Origin of the sequence: Bacillus spongiae (assembly GCF_037120725.1) — a bacterium.
Lineage (GTDB): Bacteria > Bacillota > Bacilli > Bacillales > Bacillaceae_K > Bacillus_CI > Bacillus_CI spongiae.
Window position 1 is genome coordinate 219,052 of the sequence record NZ_JBBAXC010000002.1, and the last position, 20,749, is coordinate 239,800.

The 20,749-nt window shown below is 37.2% G+C and carries 22 protein-coding genes and 1 other annotated feature; all 22 genes read left to right on the forward strand.

Annotated features, from left to right (window positions below; all coding sequences use genetic code 11):
* Positions 1-296: 296 nt before the first annotated feature.
* Positions 297-1,079 (forward strand): cell division protein FtsQ/DivIB, encoded by a 783-nt coding sequence (locus WAK64_RS03230; RefSeq protein ID WP_336585504.1) that lies wholly within the window; start codon positions 297-299, stop codon positions 1,077-1,079.
* Entirely contained in the window at positions 1,069-1,764 is a 696-nt protein-coding gene (locus tag WAK64_RS03235) for a DUF881 domain-containing protein (RefSeq protein ID WP_336585505.1), read from the forward strand. The genes WAK64_RS03230 and WAK64_RS03235 overlap by 11 nt, the downstream gene beginning before the upstream one ends.
* Before the next feature lie 27 nt (positions 1,765-1,791).
* A complete protein-coding gene (locus tag WAK64_RS03240) occupies positions 1,792-2,502 on the forward strand; it encodes a DUF881 domain-containing protein (protein WP_336585506.1) in 711 nt (236 codons plus the stop codon).
* A gap of 16 nt (positions 2,503-2,518) precedes the next feature.
* On the forward strand, positions 2,519-2,881 hold the full coding sequence (locus WAK64_RS03245; RefSeq protein ID WP_336585507.1) for a small basic family protein: 363 nt from the start codon (positions 2,519-2,521) through the stop codon (positions 2,879-2,881).
* Positions 2,882-2,996: 115 nt separating this feature from the next.
* Positions 2,997-4,280, forward strand: a complete 1,284-nt coding sequence (ftsA, locus tag WAK64_RS03250; protein WP_336585508.1) for a cell division protein FtsA — start codon at positions 2,997-2,999, stop codon at positions 4,278-4,280.
* Between the two features lie 39 nt (positions 4,281-4,319).
* Positions 4,320-5,471 carry a cell division protein FtsZ gene (ftsZ, locus tag WAK64_RS03255; protein ID WP_336585509.1) on the forward strand — a complete coding sequence of 384 codons (1,152 nt, stop codon included), beginning with the start codon at positions 4,320-4,322 and terminating at the stop codon, positions 5,469-5,471.
* A 249-nt stretch (positions 5,472-5,720) separates the two neighbouring features.
* The gene (gene spoIIGA, locus WAK64_RS03260; RefSeq protein ID WP_336585510.1) at positions 5,721-6,647 is read left to right on the forward strand and encodes a sigma-E processing peptidase SpoIIGA; all 927 of its coding nucleotides are present in this window, start codon (positions 5,721-5,723) and stop codon (positions 6,645-6,647) included.
* A 54-nt stretch (positions 6,648-6,701) separates the two neighbouring features.
* Positions 6,702-7,421 (forward strand): RNA polymerase sporulation sigma factor SigE, encoded by a 720-nt coding sequence (gene sigE, locus WAK64_RS03265; protein ID WP_336585511.1) that lies wholly within the window; start codon positions 6,702-6,704, stop codon positions 7,419-7,421.
* 466 nt (positions 7,422-7,887) lie between these two features.
* Entirely contained in the window at positions 7,888-8,664 is a 777-nt protein-coding gene (gene sigG / locus WAK64_RS03270) for an RNA polymerase sporulation sigma factor SigG (protein ID WP_336585512.1), read from the forward strand.
* Positions 8,665-9,436: 772 nt separating this feature from the next.
* Positions 9,437-9,718 (forward strand): YlmC/YmxH family sporulation protein, encoded by a 282-nt coding sequence (locus WAK64_RS03275; RefSeq protein WP_336585513.1) that lies wholly within the window; start codon positions 9,437-9,439, stop codon positions 9,716-9,718.
* Positions 9,719-9,784: 66 nt separating this feature from the next.
* Complete coding sequence (gene pgeF, locus WAK64_RS03280; protein WP_336585514.1) at positions 9,785-10,600, forward strand: peptidoglycan editing factor PgeF; 816 nt, start codon at positions 9,785-9,787, stop codon at positions 10,598-10,600.
* Positions 10,601-10,603: 3 nt separating this feature from the next.
* Positions 10,604-11,278 (forward strand): YggS family pyridoxal phosphate-dependent enzyme, encoded by a 675-nt coding sequence (locus WAK64_RS03285; protein WP_336585515.1) that lies wholly within the window; start codon positions 10,604-10,606, stop codon positions 11,276-11,278.
* A gap of 11 nt (positions 11,279-11,289) precedes the next feature.
* Complete coding sequence (locus WAK64_RS03290) at positions 11,290-11,730, forward strand: cell division protein SepF (protein WP_336585516.1); 441 nt, start codon at positions 11,290-11,292, stop codon at positions 11,728-11,730.
* Positions 11,731-11,734: 4 nt separating this feature from the next.
* A complete protein-coding gene (locus WAK64_RS03295) occupies positions 11,735-11,995 on the forward strand; it encodes a YggT family protein (RefSeq protein WP_336585517.1) in 261 nt (86 codons plus the stop codon).
* A gap of 101 nt (positions 11,996-12,096) precedes the next feature.
* Complete coding sequence (locus tag WAK64_RS03300; protein WP_336585518.1) at positions 12,097-12,870, forward strand: YlmH family RNA-binding protein; 774 nt, start codon at positions 12,097-12,099, stop codon at positions 12,868-12,870.
* A 91-nt stretch (positions 12,871-12,961) separates the two neighbouring features.
* The gene (locus tag WAK64_RS03305) at positions 12,962-13,477 is read left to right on the forward strand and encodes a DivIVA domain-containing protein (protein WP_336585519.1); all 516 of its coding nucleotides are present in this window, start codon (positions 12,962-12,964) and stop codon (positions 13,475-13,477) included.
* 46 nt (positions 13,478-13,523) lie between these two features.
* Positions 13,524-13,755, forward strand: a binding site (T-box leader).
* A 98-nt stretch (positions 13,756-13,853) separates the two neighbouring features.
* On the forward strand, positions 13,854-16,619 hold the full coding sequence (gene ileS, locus WAK64_RS03310; protein ID WP_336585520.1) for an isoleucine--tRNA ligase: 2,766 nt from the start codon (positions 13,854-13,856) through the stop codon (positions 16,617-16,619).
* 111 nt (positions 16,620-16,730) lie between these two features.
* Positions 16,731-16,994 carry a hypothetical protein gene (locus WAK64_RS03315; RefSeq protein WP_336585521.1) on the forward strand — a complete coding sequence of 88 codons (264 nt, stop codon included), beginning with the start codon at positions 16,731-16,733 and terminating at the stop codon, positions 16,992-16,994.
* Between the two features lie 38 nt (positions 16,995-17,032).
* Positions 17,033-17,539: a signal peptidase II gene (gene lspA / locus WAK64_RS03320; RefSeq protein WP_336585522.1), complete on the forward strand. Its 507-nt coding sequence runs from the start codon at positions 17,033-17,035 to the stop codon at positions 17,537-17,539.
* Positions 17,511-18,431: an RluA family pseudouridine synthase gene (locus WAK64_RS03325; RefSeq protein ID WP_336585523.1), complete on the forward strand. Its 921-nt coding sequence runs from the start codon at positions 17,511-17,513 to the stop codon at positions 18,429-18,431. The genes lspA and WAK64_RS03325 overlap by 29 nt, the downstream gene beginning before the upstream one ends.
* A 188-nt stretch (positions 18,432-18,619) precedes the next feature.
* Positions 18,620-19,159, forward strand: a complete 540-nt coding sequence (gene pyrR, locus WAK64_RS03330; protein ID WP_336585524.1) for a bifunctional pyr operon transcriptional regulator/uracil phosphoribosyltransferase PyrR — start codon at positions 18,620-18,622, stop codon at positions 19,157-19,159.
* A gap of 136 nt (positions 19,160-19,295) precedes the next feature.
* Positions 19,296-20,615: a solute carrier family 23 protein gene (locus WAK64_RS03335; RefSeq protein ID WP_336585525.1), complete on the forward strand. Its 1,320-nt coding sequence runs from the start codon at positions 19,296-19,298 to the stop codon at positions 20,613-20,615.
* Positions 20,616-20,749: the final 134 nt, after the last annotated feature.

The window sequence follows — 20,749 nt, forward strand, 5'->3', positions numbered from 1 at the left end:
TTTTGAAATAATAATAATAATTTGACCGTTTAGTATTATAATAAACGAGCGTATTGACTATGAATATGATATAGTTATACCCTCTGAGTAATGCGGTTAATAAAAGGAGTCCTAAAAGTGAAATGGAAGAAGTGGGAAATTAATGAAATCCTCTTTTAACATTTCCTTCCTTCATATAAAATAGAATTAATTACACAATATACATTGTTTAGTACATAAAAGTAGTGTAGTCAGTTTTATGCGAGCCATTACTTTTTTTAGATAAGAATATGATGTTGTTACGTGGGGGGAACGAGATGGAGAAGGAGAACGAAAACGTCGTTTCTCTTGAAGATCGGATACCGAAAATAAAAGAGGAAAGAAAGAGAAAAACGAATCGTCGATTAGCATTTCTACTATGTTTATTTTTTATTTTAATAGCGTCCGTTGTTTATATGCAGTCACCGTGGAGTGAAATTTCTCATATTACTGTTCAAGGTAATAACATTTTAGACGATAACAATATTATAGAGCATAGTAGTTTATCATTGGGGGCAAGTGTTTGGAAGTTGAATAAGGAGGCAGTAGGTGAAGAAATTGAGTCACTGCCAGAGATAAAATCAGCTGAAATACATTTTATTTTTCCTAATTCCTATATAGTTAAAGTGGAAGAATATGACCAAATAGCGCTTATATTTACTGAAAATTTGTTTAAACCTGTACTTGAGAGTGGACTAGTTTTAGAGGGGGACAACCTTTCGACGCAACCTTTGCCAATCCTTCGAGATTTTGAAGATAAAAAAATGCTAGAAGAGGTTGTACAACAATTGAAGCTGTTACCTTTAGATGTGAAAAATCGTATTTCAGAAATCATTTATACACCGAAGCAAGCGGATCCTTATCATATTACTTTATTTATGAATGATGGATATGAAGTGAGTGCAACGATTCGTACATTAGCCGAGAAGCTTGTTCACTATCCTTCTATTGTTAATCAGCTTAAAGAAGAAGGAAAAGGAATTATTGATTTGGAAGTAGGCTCATTCTTTAGAGCCTATGAAGGTACTAAAAAAGAAGAGGAAACCAATAATGAAGACTAACTATGTGATCATGTTTCTTGTTTGTCTTGTTTTAGGATTTATGTTTTCCTTTTCTTACAGTCAAACGAACCGAGACAAAGATGAACAGACAACTCCTTCAAATCTTCAGTGGAAAGAAGAAGATAATTTGAGAAACCAGATCATTGATCAATCTGCAACAAATAATTCTCTTCAAGAGGAATTGTATACAAAACAAAATGAAATTCGAGATTTTGAAAAAGAGTTCTCTGAGGAAGAAGAAATCTTCTTTAACTTAGTACAAGATGCCAACAAATATCGAATGTTTTTAGGGGAAGTTAAAGTGAAAGGGCCAGGTGTAAATGTGACCCTGGCAGATGGAGATTATGACCCTACTGATGAAAATGTGAATAATTACATTGTTCATGAGGCTCACGTTTTTAAAGTCATTGATGAATTGTATATTTCAGGGGCGACAGCCGTTGCCATTAATGGAAAGCGATTATCACATAACTCTTATATCGTTTGTAACGGTCCAGTTATCACAGTGGATGGAGATCAATTTCCAGCACCTTTTGAAATTACAGCTATTGGTGAACCTGAAATATTAGAATCTGCCCTTAACATTGTAGGTGGTGTGAAAGATCAGCTTGTGAATGATAATGTTGTATTTAGTATGGAAAAGAAAAAAGAAATTGTACTCGATCCAATTATTCCTGAGTCATAAAGGGTTTGTTGAAGGCTAGGTGGAAGAATGAAGAAGCGAGCTAAGATTAGTTTTACGGTTATTACGATGATTATTGGGTTTATGCTTATGATTCAGTTTAAATCAGTAAAAGAACCAGTCGTAAGAGATACTCGTGATATATGGGAATTAAGGGATGATCTACTAAAAGAAAAAGAAATGCATTCAACGCTCTTACAAGAAATTCGCTCAGTAGATGAAACGTTAGAAAGGTATGAATCAGAAAGACAAACAAGTAAAGAACAAGCCTTGAAGGAAACAGTAGAGGAATTAAAAATGAAGGCTGGTTTAACGCCCATAACAGGCCCAGGAATTATTTTAACTGTCGAACCTGTTTTAGAGGACATCATGCTAGGTAATCCAGTTCAATCTGTGTCACCTGAATTACTAAAATGGCTATTGAATGAATTAAATCAATATGGTGCTTATCAGTTATCCATTGACCATCAGAGAGTTGTTAATACTTCTGTCATTCGTGATATTAATGGGGAAACAACCGTAAACACTGTACCTATTACCAATATTCCTTTTGAGATTAAAGTCATTACGAAAGATTTAGAGAGTGCAGAGAAATTATCGAATCAAATGAGGGTTTCGAAAGTGGTCGAAGCCTTTTATAGAGAAAAATTTAAAATTTCTATCTCAGCGGAAGAAGAGGAAATTACCCTCCCTGCGTATAACCGAAATATCCGTAATAAATTGATGGAGCCAGTAGAGTAAGGAGGAAGTTAGTTACATGTGGTTACCCTTTATTGGGCTTCTAGTCGGAAGTATATTTGGACTATTAACTGATTTAAGGATTCCGGAAGAATATTCAAATTATTTATCAATAGCTGTATTAGCTGCATTGGATACATTATTTGGAGGATTACGTGCATATTTACAAAATAGTTATGATGAAAAAGTATTTGTGTCGGGTTTTTTCTTTAATATTTTGTTGGCAGCAAGTTTAGCTTTTCTAGGTGTTCATCTTGGTGTAGACTTGTACTTAGCAGCAGTATTTGCATTTGGAGTAAGACTTTTTCAGAATATTGCCGTTATTCGAAGGATGCTTTTACGAAAATGGAGTTCAAAAGACCCAAAAGAAGAAAAAATTTAACTTTTTTAAAAGGGAATATCCTTTATATGACGAATAGATGAATTAAGATACACTTATGAAAAAAGTAAAGAAATTGTTGTTCAACGATTCGCAGTTTTTAAGGAGGTGCCATAGAATGAACAGCAATGAAATATATGTAAGTTTGGACATCGGTACATCCGCAGTAAAAGTAATAATTGGTGAAATGGCAAACGATTCGTTGAATATTATCGGTGTAGGGAATGTTGAGTCGAAGGGGATCAAAAAAGGATCTATTGTCGATATCGATGAAACCGTACAGTCGATTAAAAAAGCAATCGAACAAGCAGAAAGAATGGTTGGAGTGAAGATTGACCAAGTGATTGTCGGTATTTCTGGAAATTATGTGAATCTTCAGCCCAGCCATGGGGTCGTCGCCGTTTCAAGTGAAAACCGAGAAATTACCAATGAGGATGTAACGAGAGTATTGGATGCTACTCAAGTAGTATCAATACCACCTGAGAAAGAAATCATAAATATTATACCGAAACAATTTATTGTGGATGGATTAGATGAGATTACTGATCCTAGGGGCATGATTGGTGTTCGCCTAGAAATGGAAGGTACAATTATTACTGGAAGCAAGACGATTTTACATAATACATTACGTTGTGTTGAAAAAGCAGGTCTTGAGATCACGGATATTGTGTTACAGCCTTTAGCAGCAGGAGGCGTGGCCTTGTCGAGAGATGAACGAAATCTCGGTGGTGTATTGATCGATATCGGGGGTGGATCTACTTCAGTAGCCGTTTTTGAAGGGGGACATTTGAAACATGTTCTTGTTCTTCCATTAGGTGGAGAGCATTTAACTAAGGATTTGTCAATAGGTCTACGGACATCAACAGAGGCAGCAGAGCAAATTAAGAAAAAGTATGGACATGCTTTTTATGATAGGGCTAGCGAAGAAGAGGTATTTAGTGTTCCAATTATAGGAAGCGATCAACATCAACAATTTAACCAATTGGAAATATCTGATATTATTGAAGCTAGGTTGGAAGAGATTTTTGAATTAGTTCTTCACGAGCTTAGGAGATTAGGGGTGAATGATTACCCAGGTGGAATTGTCTTAACAGGTGGTACATCTAATATTCCTGGAATACTTGAGCTTGCACAAGTAGTATTTAAAAATTCTGTACGAGTAGCTGTACCTGATTATATTGGGGTAAGGGATCCACAGTATACGACATCAGTTGGATTGATAAAACATTCATACAAGAATGCTAGATTACAAGGAAGAAATGTAAGTGCATCGATGACACCAGTCGAACAAATTGAAGTGAGTCAAGTAAATCACAAAGAAGAAAAGAGAAAGCAACCAAAGCAAGAAGGCGAAAAAGTTACTTCTCGAATGAAGAAGATTTTTGGATACTTCTTCGAATAGTCATCTAGATGGAATATGGACGAATTAGGAGGATTTGTCATGCTGGAGTTTGATACGAATTTAGACCAATTAGCAACAATAAAAGTTATTGGAGTAGGTGGCGGTGGAAACAATGCCGTTAACCGAATGATAGAACATGGCGTTCAAGGAGTAGAATTTATTGCCGTTAATACAGACGCTCAAGCATTAAATTTATCAAAGGCAGAAATTAAAATGCAAATTGGCTCAAAGCTAACAAGAGGTTTAGGAGCCGGAGCAAACCCTGAAGTAGGAAAGAAAGCGGCAGAAGAAAGTAAGGAACAAATTGAAGAGGCACTTAAAGGAGCAGATATGGTGTTTGTCACAGCCGGTATGGGTGGTGGCACAGGCACAGGTGCTGCGCCTGTAATTGCACAAATTGCGAGAGACTTAGGTGCTTTAACTGTAGGTGTAGTAACAAGACCGTTTACATTCGAAGGAAGAAAACGTGCAACACAAGCAGCTGGTGGTATTACGTCAATGAAAGAATCAGTTGATACGCTGATTGTCATACCTAATGACCGCTTATTAGAAATTGTCGATAAAAGCACGCCAATGCTAGAAGCTTTTCGTGAGGCAGATAATGTACTTCGTCAAGGTGTCCAAGGTATCTCTGATTTAATTGCCGTACCAGGATTAATTAACCTTGATTTCGCTGATGTGAAGACAATTATGTCAAATAAAGGATCCGCCTTAATGGGAATTGGTGTTGCATCAGGAGAAAGCCGTGCTTCAGAAGCAGCAAAGAAAGCCATTTCTTCTCCGCTTCTTGAAACGTCAATAGACGGTGCTCAAGGTGTCCTAATGAATATAACTGGCGGAACTAATTTAAGTTTATATGAGGTCCAAGAGGCTGCCGATATAGTGGCTTCAGCGTCTGATCATGAAGTCAATATGATTTTTGGGTCTGTCATTAACGATAACCTAAAGGATGAAATAGTTGTAACGGTCATTGCTACTGGATTTAACGAGGAAGCTATTCAACAATCCAAAGTATCTCGTCCATCTATTGGGAAAGCGAAACAACCATCTCCAAGTGGAAAAAGAGAACCGGTTCGTGAAGAGCAGCCTACTCCTATTCAGCACCAGGAAGTAAAAAGTAGTCCGCAACAAGGAGCAGAAGATACATTAGATATCCCAACGTTCCTTCGTAATCGAAATCGTCGTCGCTAAATAGATAGTTTTAAAAGGCCTAGTAAGAGTAAACTCTTACTAGGCCTTTTTTTAGTAGATTGTAGTTGTCTTTAAGATATTTTAGACAAAATTCGTTTAGAAAAGAGGAAAGTTCCTTATTTTTTCTTGCAGAAAATGACACCCTTTGAAGGGACTGTTACGTTATACTTGCGATAATTAATGAGATTACTAACACATTTTGATCCATGCAAAACATCATGAATGAATAGTGTATTGGGAGGGTGAAGGTTGGTCATATATTTAGACGTTATTTGGCTTCTCAACGTCCTTTTTGACACCGTTTTGCTATGGATGACGAGCTTTTTTTTAAAAAGGGAAGCAAGTTGGTGGAAATTACTATTAGGAGGGTTTGTTGGATCGACTATCATTATAAGTTATATCACACCTTTTGCTGCTTATTTTAACCACCCATTTAGTAAGTTGCTTTTTTCTGCATTGATGGTGTATGTATCATTTGGTTTTAAACGATTTCGTTATTTTGTGAACAATTTGCTTATGTTGTATTTTGTTACGTTTGCAACTGGAGGTTTTTTATTAGGTACTCATTTTTTTATTCAATGGGATGAAAGAGTATATATGTCCGTTCTTAAAGGTTCTGTACAAGGATTTGGAGACCCAATATCATGGATTTTTGTTATGTTTGGACTCCCTCTAGCATGGTATTTTTCAAAGGGAAGAGTGAATGATTTAGAACTTGCACAAATTCAGTATGACCAACTTGTGAATGTAACAGTTAACATTAATCAACTTTGCATTAAGGTAAAAGGAATCATTGATAGTGGAAATCAGTTAGTAGATCCTATTTCGAAAAAGCCAGTCATGATTGTATCTATTCATCAAATTCGCCAGCAATTTCCTGAACCACTCCTACATGCGATAGAATCATCTGATGGGTTCATGAATGATGACATAGATCTTGGCCATGAATGGACTGATCGAATTCGATTTATTCCAGCACGTTCAATTGGAAAAAAGAATCAATTATTAGTTGCCTTTAAACCGGATTCAATAGTAATTGAAAAAGGAGATGAGAATTGGAAGGGAAGTAAGGGGCTAATTTCTTTCACTAAGGACCCCCTATCCGCAGATGAAGCATTTGCCTGTATTGTCCACCCGCAAATGGTGTCAGGACCAACGGTGAGAAGTGCTTCTTAGTCACCGTAGTATGACTATATTCTTCAAACTGACAATGTAGAAGGAGGACAAACAATGAAAAAAATCCGCCTTAAAATTATGTACTGGTGGTATAAACTACTCATTAAATTGGGATTGAAAAATGATGAAATTTATTATATAGGAGGAAGTGAAGCCCTGCCTCCACCTCTATCAAAAGAAGAGGAGGAAGTTCTGTTAAATAAGCTCCCTACGGGGGATAAGGCAGCTCGTAGCTTATTGATTGAGAGAAATCTTCGTCTAGTAGTCTATATCGCGCGAAAGTTTGAAAATACAGGTATAAATATTGAAGATTTAATCTCTATTGGCACGATTGGACTTATTAAAGCGGTCAACACTTTCAACCCTGAGAAAAAAATAAAACTTGCTACTTATGCCTCTAGATGTATTGAGAATGAAATTCTAATGTATTTAAGAAGAAATAATAAAATTAGATCGGAAGTTTCTTTTGATGAACCATTAAATATAGACTGGGATGGGAACGAATTGTTATTATCAGATGTATTAGGAACAGATGATGATATCATTACGAAGGATATAGAAGCAACGGTCGATCGTAAGCTATTATTTAATGCCCTTCATACTTTAAATGACCGTGAAAAGCAAATAATGGAGCTGCGTTTTGGACTAAATGGTGGAGAAGAAAAGACACAGAAAGATGTGGCGGACATGCTTGGGATTTCCCAGTCATATATTTCTCGACTTGAGAAAAGAATCATCAAAAGACTAAGAAAAGAGTTTAATAAAATGGTGTAAAACAAATAAATTATTTATGATACCTTTCTTGCTTTAACCATCTTTTTTAAGGTTAAAGCAAGAAAGAGGGCAATCTTCAAGCCTATTTGTTGGTAAATAGTGTACTTCAGGAGAAGCTGCGGCTTATTGGTACATGAAAAATGACCACTTTACGATAGAGATTGAAGAAATAGTTCAAAGTAAAGAGCTTTATTATTAGAAAATAATGATAGTAAAAAACCATATCATATAAAGATATGGTTATTTTTTATTTCTTCCGCCTAAGGTCAAAGAAGGTTGGATTGCTTCTTTTCACCTTGTTTAGTGCCAAAATGTTTTAGTGAATAAAAATTTTTTTTGAATAAAATCGCACTACTACTCACTTTTTATACTATTTGTTTGAATAGTAAAATTGTATAGATGCATAATTTTCCCTTCAAAGGAGATACTGAATTTTGAACATCAGCTCCTGCAAGGAGGGAAAAGAATGACACGCAATAAGGTAGAAATTTGTGGAGTAGATACCTCGAAACTTCCTGTCTTAAAAAACGAAGAAATGAGAGAACTATTCCGCCAAATGCAATCTGGCACAATAAGTGCGAGAGAAAAACTTGTAAATGGAAATCTACGTTTAGTGTTAAGTGTGATTCAGCGATTTAATAATCGTGGTGAAAATGTGGACGACCTTTTCCAAGTAGGGTGCATTGGACTTATGAAATCTATTGATAATTTTGACCTTGGTCAAAATGTTCGCTTTTCAACTTATGCGGTACCAATGATAATTGGTGAAATTCGTCGATATCTTCGCGACAATAATCCAATTCGTGTTTCACGTTCTTTAAGAGATATCGCTTATAAAGCCCTACAAGTAAGAGAAAAGTTAATGGGCGAAACCTCTCGAGAGCCAACCGCGGAAGAAATTGCGAAAGTATTAGATGTTCCTCATGAGGATATTGTTTTTGCGTTAGATGCCATTCAAGACCCTGTTTCTCTTTTTGAGCCTATTTACAACGATGGGGGAGACCCGATTTTCGTGATGGACCAGTTAAGTGATGAAAAAAATCGTGATATTCAGTGGATTGAAGAGATTGCTTTAAAAGAAGGTATGAGGAGATTAAATGAAAGAGAAAAAATGATTATTAGAAAGCGCTTTTTCCAAGGTAAAACACAAATGGAAGTAGCCGAAGAAATTGGAATATCGCAAGCACAAGTATCTCGTTTAGAAAAAGCAGCAATAAAACACATGAATAAAAATATACAATAAGAAAAGCGGAGACGGGTCGCTCAGCAGCGACAGGTATTTGACGAAGCACGCAGAAAATCCTGATTTTCAAAGTGGTTTGACAAATGACCCCGAGCTGCTACCCGTCGGAGCTGGACAATAAGAAAAGCGTAGACGGCCGTTCAGCGGCGTATAAACTTGAGGCGCTCCGCACGAGATAAAGGAAACACGAAGAGCGCAGCGAATCGATGTTGACTTATCGTAAGGAGGAGTGCACAAGTTTACTAGACGCTGGCCGTAGGAGCTGGACCCCATTAAGGAACGAAGGCTAAGATCGTGACGTCCTGTCACAACGCCTTCATGACCTACATCCTGTAGGCCTAAGCGGGGACGGCCGTTCAGCGGCGTATAAACTTGCTCCCTTTTAGGAACGAAGGCTAAGTTCGCGACGTCCTGTCGCAACGCCTTCATGACCTACTTCCTGTAGGCCTCGAGATAAAGGAAACACGAAGAGCGCAGCGAATCGATGTTGACTTATCGTAAGGAGGAGAGGCCAAGTTTACTAGTCGTTGGGCAGTGGAGCTAAGACCCCATTAAGGAACGAAGGCTAAGATCGTGACGTCCTGTCACAACGCCTTCATGACCTACATCCTGTAAGGCCTACGAAGGCTAAGTTCACGACGTCCTGTCGCATGATCTACACCCTGTAGTCCTCAATATTTTCTTTATCTATTTAAGGAGTAGAAACAAAAGGTCTGCTCCTTTTTTTTGTGCATATATTTTAGAAAGGATGATTTAGAAAGAGGGGAGAGGCATGGTTAGAATTTCAGAATTTCAAACTAAAGATGTGGTAAGTGTATCAGACGGTAAAAAGCTTGGGAATATAGGCGATATTGAAATAAATTTAGATACAGGGAAGATTGAAGCAATCGTCGTCGGTGGAGTTGGTAAGTTGTTAGGTTTCTTTGGGAAAGAAGATGAAATTGTCATCCATTGGAGTTCCATCGTGAAAATCGGCGCAGATGTCATATTGGTTCGTTTTAAAGAATCCCATTATTTGCAAGGGAAATTAGAGCAACCTAAGGAAAACACGTAAGAGAGCCGAGACACGGCTCTCTTTTCTATGATAAACTAATGAAAAAATAATAATGAGGGAAGAAGCATGGATACGTTTGTTAGAACCGGGCAAAGAGCGTTTAGTATAACAGAATGGTCAAACGAAGACTCATCTTTAATTGCAGGTTTTTCCACCAAGCTGAGTGGAGCAAGTGAGGGGTGTTTCGGTAGTTTAAATTTAGGGTATCATGTTGAAGATAAAGAGAACCACGTACGAGCAAATCGCGAATTATTGGCAGGAGAGATCTCCCTTCCTTTATCTACCTGGGTTGGGGCTGAGCAGACTCATGGTGATCGAGTTGTAAAGGTAATGACTGCGGACAAAGGGAAAGGAGCTAAAAGCTATGATACTGCCATAAAGGACACGGATGGCATGTATACTTTTGAAAGTGGCGTTCTTTTAACATTAGCGTTTGCTGATTGTGTTCCCATATACTTCTATGCACCAAATCATCATTTAGTAGGGATTGTCCATGCAGGCTGGAAAGGGACTGTGAAACAAATTGCTGCAACCTTAGTGAGGGAATGGAACTCACTAGGTGTGAAATCCGAAGAGATTCAAGCTGTTATTGGGCCCTCTATTTGTCAATCTTGCTATATTGTTGATGATTTTGTGAGAAGTCGAATAGATAAAATAGTGACGAATATCGGTGAAAAGTATTATACTGAGAAGGAACAAGGACAGTATTTGTTGAATTTAAAGGAAGTAAACCTTTCCATTTTACAACAAGCTGGACTATTAAGAGAGAATATATATACGTCGAGTCTTTGTACATCTTGTGATTCTTCTACTTTTTTCTCACATCGGAGAGATCAGGGTAATACAGGAAGAATGTTAGGATTTATAGGCTGGAAGGAGTAAGGAATGAGTGTTGCTGAAAATCTAAAAACCATTCAAGATAATATTCATAGTGCTTGTCAAAAGACTAGCAGAAATGTAGAGGAAGTTTCTATCATTGCCGTAACGAAATATGTAACTTTAGAGCGTACAAAAGAAGCTGTTGAAGCAGGGATTGTTCATCTTGGTGAAAATCGTGAAGAAGGACTTATGAAAAAATGGGACGAGATTAAAGATGGTGCCCAGTGGCATTTTATTGGAACTCTTCAAAGTCGTAAGGTAAAATCCATTATAGATAAGGTTTCTTATATTCACTCGTTAGATCGGATATCATTAGCTAAAGAAATCCATAAAAGAGCTAAGTACCCAATTTATTGTTTTGTACAAGTAAATGTATCTGGAGAAGAATCTAAGCACGGTTTACCACCAGAAGATGTGATAAACTTTATACATGAGTTACAGAAGTACTCGAATATTGTTGTTAAGGGCTTAATGACAATGGCGCCTTTTATCGAAGAGGAAGAACAGTTACGAATGTATTTTCGTACTTTAAAAGAGTTACAGGAAAATGTGAAAGATTTAAAACTGTCTTATGCTCCTTGTGATGAACTTTCGATGGGGATGTCGAATGATTATCGTATCGCTGTTGAAGAAGGGGCAACCTTTGTTCGAATTGGAACAGCATTAGTTGGTGAAGAATAGGAGGGTATAATATGGGGTTGAAAACTAATTTAAAAAAGTTCTTTTTTCTTGATGAAGAAGACTATGTTGAAGAACAAGAAGAAAATACTTCCTCACAAATTGAAACAATGCATACTCCACAAAATACACAATCAAAACAAAATGTCGTAAGTCTCCAAAGTGTTCAAAAGGCTTCAAAAATGGTTCTAGTTGAGCCTAGAATTTATGCTGAAGCTCAAGAAGTGGCAGATCATTTGAAAAATCGTCGCGGGGTAGTTGTTAATCTTCAACGAATCTCACATGACCAAGCAAAACGAATTGTTGATTTTCTAAGTGGCACAGTTTATGCTATTGGTGGAGATATTCAAAGGATTGGAACTAATATCTTTTTATGCACACCAGACAATTATGAGGTTTCCGGAAATATTACGGAAATTTTAAAAGAAGAAGCACAACAAGAATCGAGGTGGTAAGAGAATGGATATTATTGTATTTTATCTAGTTAAAGCGCTTAATATATATAGCTATGCATTAATTATTTATATCTTAATGTCATGGTTTCCGAATGCTAGAGAGAGCGCCATTGGACAGTTTTTAACGAGAATATGTGAGCCGTATTTAGAACCGTTTCGTCGCATCATTCCTCCTTTAGGAATTATTGATATATCACCAATCGTCGCTATCATTGCGCTTAATTTTGCTTCAATGGGATTGGTTCAACTTACATATTGGTTTTAGATGATCGGATAATTATATAACAGTGGTTGAATGAATGGAGGAGTAGCTGTAATAGCTCCTCTATTTATTTTTTAAAACCAAAGTAAGGTGGAAGAATAGGAATGAATATTTATCAGCACTTTCGAGAGGATGAAAGGGACTTTATTGATACAGTGTTAGCTTGGAAGGATGATGTTGACCATCAATTTGCCCCAAAGTTAACAAATTTTTTAGATCCCCGTGAACAATTTATTGTGGCCTCTATCATTGGTCAAAACGATGATGTAGCCTATTCCTTTTTTGGTGGGGGAGAAGTGGTAGAACGGAAAAGATGTTTCCTATATCCGTCCTATTTTAAACCTGATGTGGAAGATTATCGTATCTCTTTATTTCAAATTCATTATCATCAAAAGTTTAATACTTTAGATCATCGACAAGTACTAGGTAGTTTAATGTCTATAGGCCTTGGTCGAGAAAAGTTCGGTGATATATTGTTCGATAATGGCATAATTCAATTTTTTGCCGATAGTGACTTAAAAGATTATGTGATGATGAATTTTGAATCGGTAGGAAAAGCTACTATAAAGGTAGATGAAATTCCTTTGGAAAATGCGCTAAAGGCCACTGATATATGGAAAGAATCGATGGAAACAGTATCATCGTTGAGGTTAGATGTTGTATTATCTGCATTATTAAATATGGGGCGTAGTAAAAGTCGACTTCTTATTTCATCTGGGAAGGTCAAGGTAAATTGGCGCGAAGAAGAATCATCGTCGTTTCTATGTGAACCAGGTGATATTATTTCTATTAGGGGATACGGGAGAATCAAAGTGATGGCAGTGGAAGGGAAAACAAAAAAAGACAAATGGAGAATGACAGTAGGATTACTAAAATAAATAAAGAATTTTGAAGGATTTTGCCCACAAATTGTCGAAACAGAAGTATAATGATATTTAAATATATACGAATTGTAGTGGAGGTGGCAGCATGCCCTTAACACCATTAGACATTAATAACAAAGAATTTAGTCGTGGGTTTCGTGGTTTTGATGAAGACGAAGTAAATGAATTTTTGGACCAAGTGATTAAAGACTATGAAAATTTTATTAAAGGTAAGAAAGAATTAGAAAAAAACTTATTTGATACAAAAGAGCGTCTAAGTCATTTTACTAACATCGAAGAAACCCTGAATAAGTCTATTGTTGTAGCACAGGAAGCAGCGGATGATGTGAAAAACAATTCACAAAAAGAAGCGAAGCTCATTATTAAAGAAGCGGAAAAAAATGCTGACCGGATTGTAAATGAAGCACTATCAAAAGCGCGAAAAATTGCGATTGAGATTGAAGAATTGAAAAAACAGTCAAAAGTATTCCGAACTCGATTTAAAATGCTTATTGAAGCCCAATTAGATCTGTTGAAGAACGAAGATTGGGATCGACTAATGGAATTTGATTTAGACGCTACTGAGTTGAAGGCACTTCAAGAAGAAGATTCTCTCACTTGACGCCTATCAGATTCTTGCATATAATTAATTTCACATTGAATATTAGATAACTGCTAAGATAGGGACAGTACGATCCTTCAGCAACCTTAAAGCGAGTCGTGGACAGTGAGAGCACGATAAGGTGGAAGATTGGAAAATCACCCTTGAGCCCCTCCTTGAACCATCGTAAGATTTATTAGAGGATGGCGAGTTGTTCACGTTACGAATGAAGAAAGTGGACCAATATGATGGTCTATTAGGGTGGTACCGCGGGAAATAACAAGCTTCTCGTCCCTTTTGGGATGAGGGCTTTTTTTATTTATGTAAAAATGCGGTTGAAACCTTGTTCATTTAGGTAAAATGGTGGGGAGCAGTCATTGTATAAGGAGGATAATAAATGGATTATAAAGATACGTTACTCATGCCGAAAACAGAGTTTCCAATGCGAGGAAACCTTCCGAAAAGGGAACCTGAAATGCAAGCGAAATGGGAAAGCATGGGCATTTATGAAAAAGTTCAAGAACGTACGAAAGATCGCCCGTTATTTGTTTTACATGATGGACCGCCGTATGCTAATGGAGATATCCATATGGGACACGCGCTGAATAAAATTTTAAAGGATTTTATCGTTCGATATAAGTCAATGAATGGCTACAACGCACCGTATGTTCCTGGCTGGGATACACATGGTTTGCCAATTGAACAAGCGTTAACTAAAAAAGGCGTTAAGCGTAAAGAAATGACAATTGCTGAATTTCGCGAGCGCTGTGAAAAATATGCATACACTCAAGTTGAAGGTCAAAGGGAACAATTCAAACAACTCGGTGTTAGAGGCGATTGGGATAACCCTTATATTACGTTAAAACCAGAATATGAAGCAGAGCAAATTAAAGTGTTCGGTGAGATGGCGAAAAAAGGGTATATCTATAAAGGGTTAAAACCAGTATATTGGTCTCCATCATCTGAATCTGCTTTAGCCGAAGCAGAAATTGAATACCAAGATAAGCGATCAGCCTCCATTTATGTGTCCTTTGCTGTTACAGAAGGAAACGGGGTGTTGGAAGAGGGTACTTCCTTCATTATTTGGACGACTACTCCTTGGACAATTCCTGCCAATTTAGCGATTGCTGTTAATAAAAATCTTGACTATGCTGTGGTGAGTGTTGAAGGAAAGAACTATGTTATCGCTCAAGATTTATTTGAAGAAGTAAGCGAGAAACTGGAATGGAATAATGCTGAGGTGGTTCAAACGGTAAAGGGTGCCGACCTTGAAAGCATCATGACGAAACATCCGTTATATGAACGTAATTCTGTCGTTGTATTAGGCGATCATGTAACCACTGAATCAGGTACAGGTTGTGTTCATACTGCACCAGGGCACGGGGAAGATGACTTCCAAGTAGGACAAAAATATGGCTTAGATGTATTATGTCCAGTAGATGAAAAAGGTGTAATGACAAGTGAAGCACCAGGTTTTGAAGGGCTATTTTATGATAAAGCTAATAAACCAATTACTGAAAAGCTTCAAGAAAATGAATCACTATTAAAGCTTGAATTTATTACACACTCTTATCCGCATGATTGGCGAACAAAGAAGCCTATTATTTTTAGAGCAACAGCGCAGTGGTTTGCTTCAATTAATAAATTTAGAGATCAGTTACTTACAGCAGTGAAGGAAACGAAGTGGGTACCGACATGGGGAGAAACACGTTTGTACAACATGGTGAGAGACCGTGGTGACTGGTGTATCTCACGTCAAAGAGCCTGGGGTGTTCCAATTCCTGTATTTTATGCTGAGAATGGTGAAGCGATCATTACAGATGAAACGATCCAACATGTATCTGAACTATTTAAAGCAAATGGGTCTAATATTTGGTTTAGTCGGGAAGCAAAAGAGCTACTTCCTAGCGGCTTTACACACCCTGGAAGTCCAAATGGACACTTTACAAAAGAACAAGATATCATGGACGTTTGGTTTGATTCTGGTTCTTCTCATCAAGCAGTATTAGAGGCGAGAGGTGATTTACAACGTCCAGCCGACTTATACCTTGAAGGGTCAGATCAATACCGTGGTTGGTTTAATTCTTCCTTAACTACAAGCGTTGCAGTTACAGGCAAAGCTCCGTATAAAGGTGTTTTATCACATGGTTTTGCTCTTGATGGAGAAGGACGAAAAATGAGTAAATCACTAGGAAATGTAGTCGTACCTTCAAAAGTAATGAAGCAACTAGGAGCAGATATTTTAAGACTATGGGTCGCTTCAGTCGATTATCAAGCAGATGTTAGAGTATCTGATCCAATCTTAAAACAAGTAGCAGAAGTGTATCGTAAAATCCGAAATACGTATCGATTCCTATTAGGAAACTTAGCTGACTTTAATCCTGAGCAACATAAAGTAGACTATGATCAACTTCGTGAAGTCGATCAATTCTTATTAATTCGCTTAAATCAAGTTGTTTCTGATGTGAAAAAGGCATACGATGAATATGATTTTGCTACGATTTATAATACGGTAAATAACTTCTGTACATTGGATTTAAGTTCTTTCTATTTAGATTTTGCCAAAGATGTACTTTATATCGAAGCATCGGATAACGTAGAGAGAAGAGCGATGCAGACCGTTCTGTATGAATCATTAGTTGCGTTAACAAAATTAATGAGTCCAATCTTATCTCATACTTCTGATGAAGTATGGTCGTTCATCCCAGGAGTTACGGAAGAAAGTGTTCAGCTAACGGACATGCCGGAAGTGAAAGAGTATTCCAATAGCTCTGTCATTTTACCTAAATGGGAAGCTTTCTTAAACCTCCGTGATCAAGTGTTAAAGGCGTTGGAAGAAGCGAGAAATGCCAAAGTGATTGGAAAGTCATTAACAGCCAAAGTAACTTTGTTTGTTTCAAATGAGACAAAAGAATTATTAGAATCGATTGATGAAAATATTAAACAGCTGTTCATTATTTCTGCATTTGAAGTAGGAGGTCCAGTGGAAAATGCCCCAGAGGGAGCTCTTCAATTTGAAAATGTGGCGATTTTAGTAGAAAAAGCTGATGGAGAAACATGCGAACGCTGTTGGACTGTTACTCCTGATGTTGGTCGTGATGGGAACCATGAGACACTTTGTCCACGATGTGCCTCAGTCGTTGAACAACATTATGTGAATTAGTAATAAATAGATGAGAGCGCGTAGTCCTCTCATCTATTTTTTTATTTCTATATCTTACATCGTGTGAAATCTCTGTTATCACTCATACTATAAGAAATTGGAGGGATGCAGATGATTCATGATCAACTTAGACGGGAACTTGAAGAAAATTTAGTCGAATTAATGCAAGCCACTTCTGATAATAAATTTGTACAAAGATTGATTGAAGAAGAACAAAAAGATATAATGAATGTTTTGCGTACATGGATTCATACGTCTCAATTCCATGAAGAAATGATACAATACTATCCATTTGAAGAAAAACAATGGGAGCAGTTTGGTCGAAAGGCACTTGTTGAAACTCCTCAATTTGATAATGTTTTTCAAAAACGATAATTATATGCTAAAATGCAAAGGTAATCATTTCTAAAGATATGGAGGCTTCCTTTGTGTTATATTATGTTATTGCTCTATTTGTTGTCCTATTAGATCAGTTTACTAAATGGTTGATCGTTCAAAGAGTAAATCTTGGCGAACAAATTAAGGTTATTGAAGATGTTTTATATATTACTTCTCACCGTAATAAAGGAGCGGCGTGGGGGATTCTAGAAGGACAAATGTGGTTTTTTTACATTGTTACAGTTATCGTGGTTGCCGGCATTGTGTATTTTTTACAGAAGGAAGCAAAAGGAAAAAGACTTTATAGTATTAGTTTAGCTTTTATTTTAGGGGGAGCGATTGGGAATTTTATTGATCGTGTGTTTCGCGGCTCAGTCGTTGATTTTATTAATACGTACATCTTTACGTATGACTTTCCGATTTTTAACATTGCAGATGCTGCATTGACAATTGGAGTCGTCCTCTTAATTATTGTTATGTTTAAAGAAGAGAGAGAATCAAAGGAGAATACGTATGGAAAGAATGGAACATCACATACTTGATGAACAGAAGGGACAGCGCTTAGATAAAGTGGTCGCTACTTTAAATAAAGAATGGTCTCGCTCTCAAGTGCAACAGTGGATAAAAGAAGGGGATGTAAAGATCAATGGGTCTGTCGTAAAGCCTAATTATAAATGTGCATTAGGCGATAAGGTACATATTCAAATTCCAGAGGCAAAGGAATTAGATGTGCTTCCAGAAGCGATGGACTTAGATATATATTATGAAGATAGTGATGTCATTGTCGTCAATAAACCTAAAGGAATGGTTGTTCATCCAGCCCCAGGCCACCCTTCAGGAACGTTAGTAAATGGCTTAATGGCTCATTGTAAAGACTTATCAGGAATTAATGGCGTTCTAAGACCGGGAATTGTTCATCGAATTGATAAAGATACGTCAGGTTTATTAATGGTTGCAAAAAATGATGTAGCTCATGAGCAATTAGTTAATCAACTTGTAGACAAGTCAGTGACCCGTAAATATCATGCTCTTGTACATGGAATCATACCACATGACTACGGGACGATTGAGGCTCCTATTGGACGAGATCAAAAAGACCGTCAAAATATGAATGTTGTCGATAATGGAAAACACGCTGTAACCCATTTTGAAGTAATGGAGAGGTTTAATGAGTATACTTACGTCGAGTGTCAATTAGAAACAGGTAGAACTCATCAAATTCGTGTTCATATGAAATATATTGGATTTCCATTAGTTGGAGACCCAAAGTATGGACCGCGTAAAACATTATCATTAAACGGTCAGGCGTTACATGCAAGTGTTTTAGGATTTAATCATCCTAAAACAAATGAATATTTGGAGTTTGAAGCACCGCTTCCGACATATTTTGATGAACTTCTACAATCTTTAAGGAAAAATATTGACAAGGATTAAATATTTCTATATGATGAAATTAACTTAATAAGAACCTTTAAATTGGTCCAGAGAGGCTAAGAAGGATACGGATTCTAAAATGAGTGTAATCTATTCATTAGGTTACCTGTGCCCTCTTGCCTATAGTAAGAGGGCTTTTTGCTTGGATCTTTCAATTTAGGTTCACTACTTTAAAAGGAGGTCAAAACATGACTCAAAAAGCGGTAGTGTTAGATGCACCTGCTATTCGTAGAGCATTAACGAGGATTGCACATGAAATCATTGAGAAAAATAAAGGGATTGAAAACTGTGTACTTGTTGGCATTAAAACAAGAGGCATTTATGTAGCTCAGCGATTAGCGGAAAGAATTCAACAAATTGAAGGACAGCAAATACCTGTTGGAGAAGTCGATATTACATTGTATCGAGATGATTTAACAAAGAAAACAAAAAATGAAGAGCCAGAAGTAAAAGGCTCTAATATTCCTGTTGATGTCACGAACCAAAATGTCATCCTTGTCGATGATGTGTTGTATACAGGTAGAACGGTAAGGGCAGCAATGGATGCTGTTATGGACAAGGGAAGAGCCTCCCAAATTCAATTAGCTGTATTAGTTGATCGAGGGCATCGGGAATTACCTTTGCGAGCAGATTATGTAGGAAAGAACATCCCCACTTCAGGTACAGAGCGTATTGTCGTTGAATTAGTCGAAGTGGACTCTGAAGATAAAGTTAGTATAAATGAATAATGACCCTTTTAAGGGCAGTCCAGAGAGGCTGACAAAGGGAGCGATGAAAGCGGAACACGCTTTCTTTCTCCGTACCTCTTTGTACCTCATTCGTTCAAAGAGGTTTTTTTATAGGGATTTTTAAGGAGGAAGGATAATGAAAAGAAGTCAAGATGTGGTATTAGACATAAAGGAAGTTCCGAATATTGGGAAATGGATTATTTTTAGTGTACAACACTTGTTTGCAATGTTTGGGGCTACTGTGTTAGTACCATTTTTAGTCGGTCTATCCCCCGCAGTTGCATTAATTTCTAGTGGGTTAGGAACGATAGCGTACTTAATTATTACAAGAGGCCAGATTCCAGCCTATTTAGGTTCATCCTTTGCATTTATTGTTCCGATTATTGGAGCGAAGGCACTTGGAGGCCCTGAAGCAGCAATGATGGGAAGCTTTTTGGCAGGGCTTGTGTATGGAATCGTCGCTTTGTTAATAAAGCGATTTGGGGTCAATTGGCTAAAACGAATTCTTCCACCAGTCGTTGTGGGTCCTGTAATTATCGTGATTGGATTAGGGCTTGCAAGTATAGCAGTGGATATGAGCATGTATGAAAATCCAGGGGCAGAAGAGCTAGTATATAGCAGCACTCATTTACTAGTCGCCCTTTCTACTTTAGCAATCACCATTATATGCTCTATATTCTTTAGAGGATTTCTTGGAATGATTCCGATATTAGCAGGTATCATCGGTGGATATACCATAGCCTATTTTGCTGGGATTGTTGATTTCACAGGTGTTATTGAAGCAAGCATCATTGAAGCTCCGTCATTCTTAGTTCCATTCGTTCATTATACTCCTAGCTTTTCATGGGGTATCTTTGCCCTAATGGTGCCAGTAGCCATTGTTACACTTGCTGAACACACGGGTGACCAGATGGTGTTAAGTAAAGTGGTGGGGAAGGATTTTATTGAAAAGCCTGGTTTACATCGTTCTATATTGGGCGATGGAGTAGCAACGATAATAGCGTCTCTTATAGGCGGTCCACCAAACACTACATATGGTGAAAATATTGGCGTATTGGCAATTACACGTGTGTTTAGCATCTTCGTTGTCGGAGGAGCAGCTATTCTCGCCATAATGTTTGGGTTTATGGGCAAGATATCAGCATTAATAAGTTCGATTCCACCAGCTGTTATGGGTGGGGTATCCATCCTTTTATTTGGAATCATTGCGTCGAGTGGGCTAAGAATGTTAATTGATAATAATGTAAATCTAGAAGAAAAACGGAATTTAATCATTTCTTCAGTCATCCTGGTAATTGGAATTGGAGGAGCATTTATTAAATTCAATGAAAATATTTCACTATCAGGAATGGCATTGGCAGCTATCGTAGGTGTTATCTTAAATCTAGTCCTACCTAGCCAAAATGAACCAACCGAAACGCAAATTAGTCAAGGAAAGAATCATTCAATCACATAAAGTCACCTTTTAAGCGCGTCCAGAGAGACGAAAAAGGGTGTAAGTGAATGGATTTATTAAAAGTTTTCAATGAAGCGAAAATTTTTAGTAAACCCACTCTAACACCCTGATTATTATCAGGGTGTTTTTTTGAA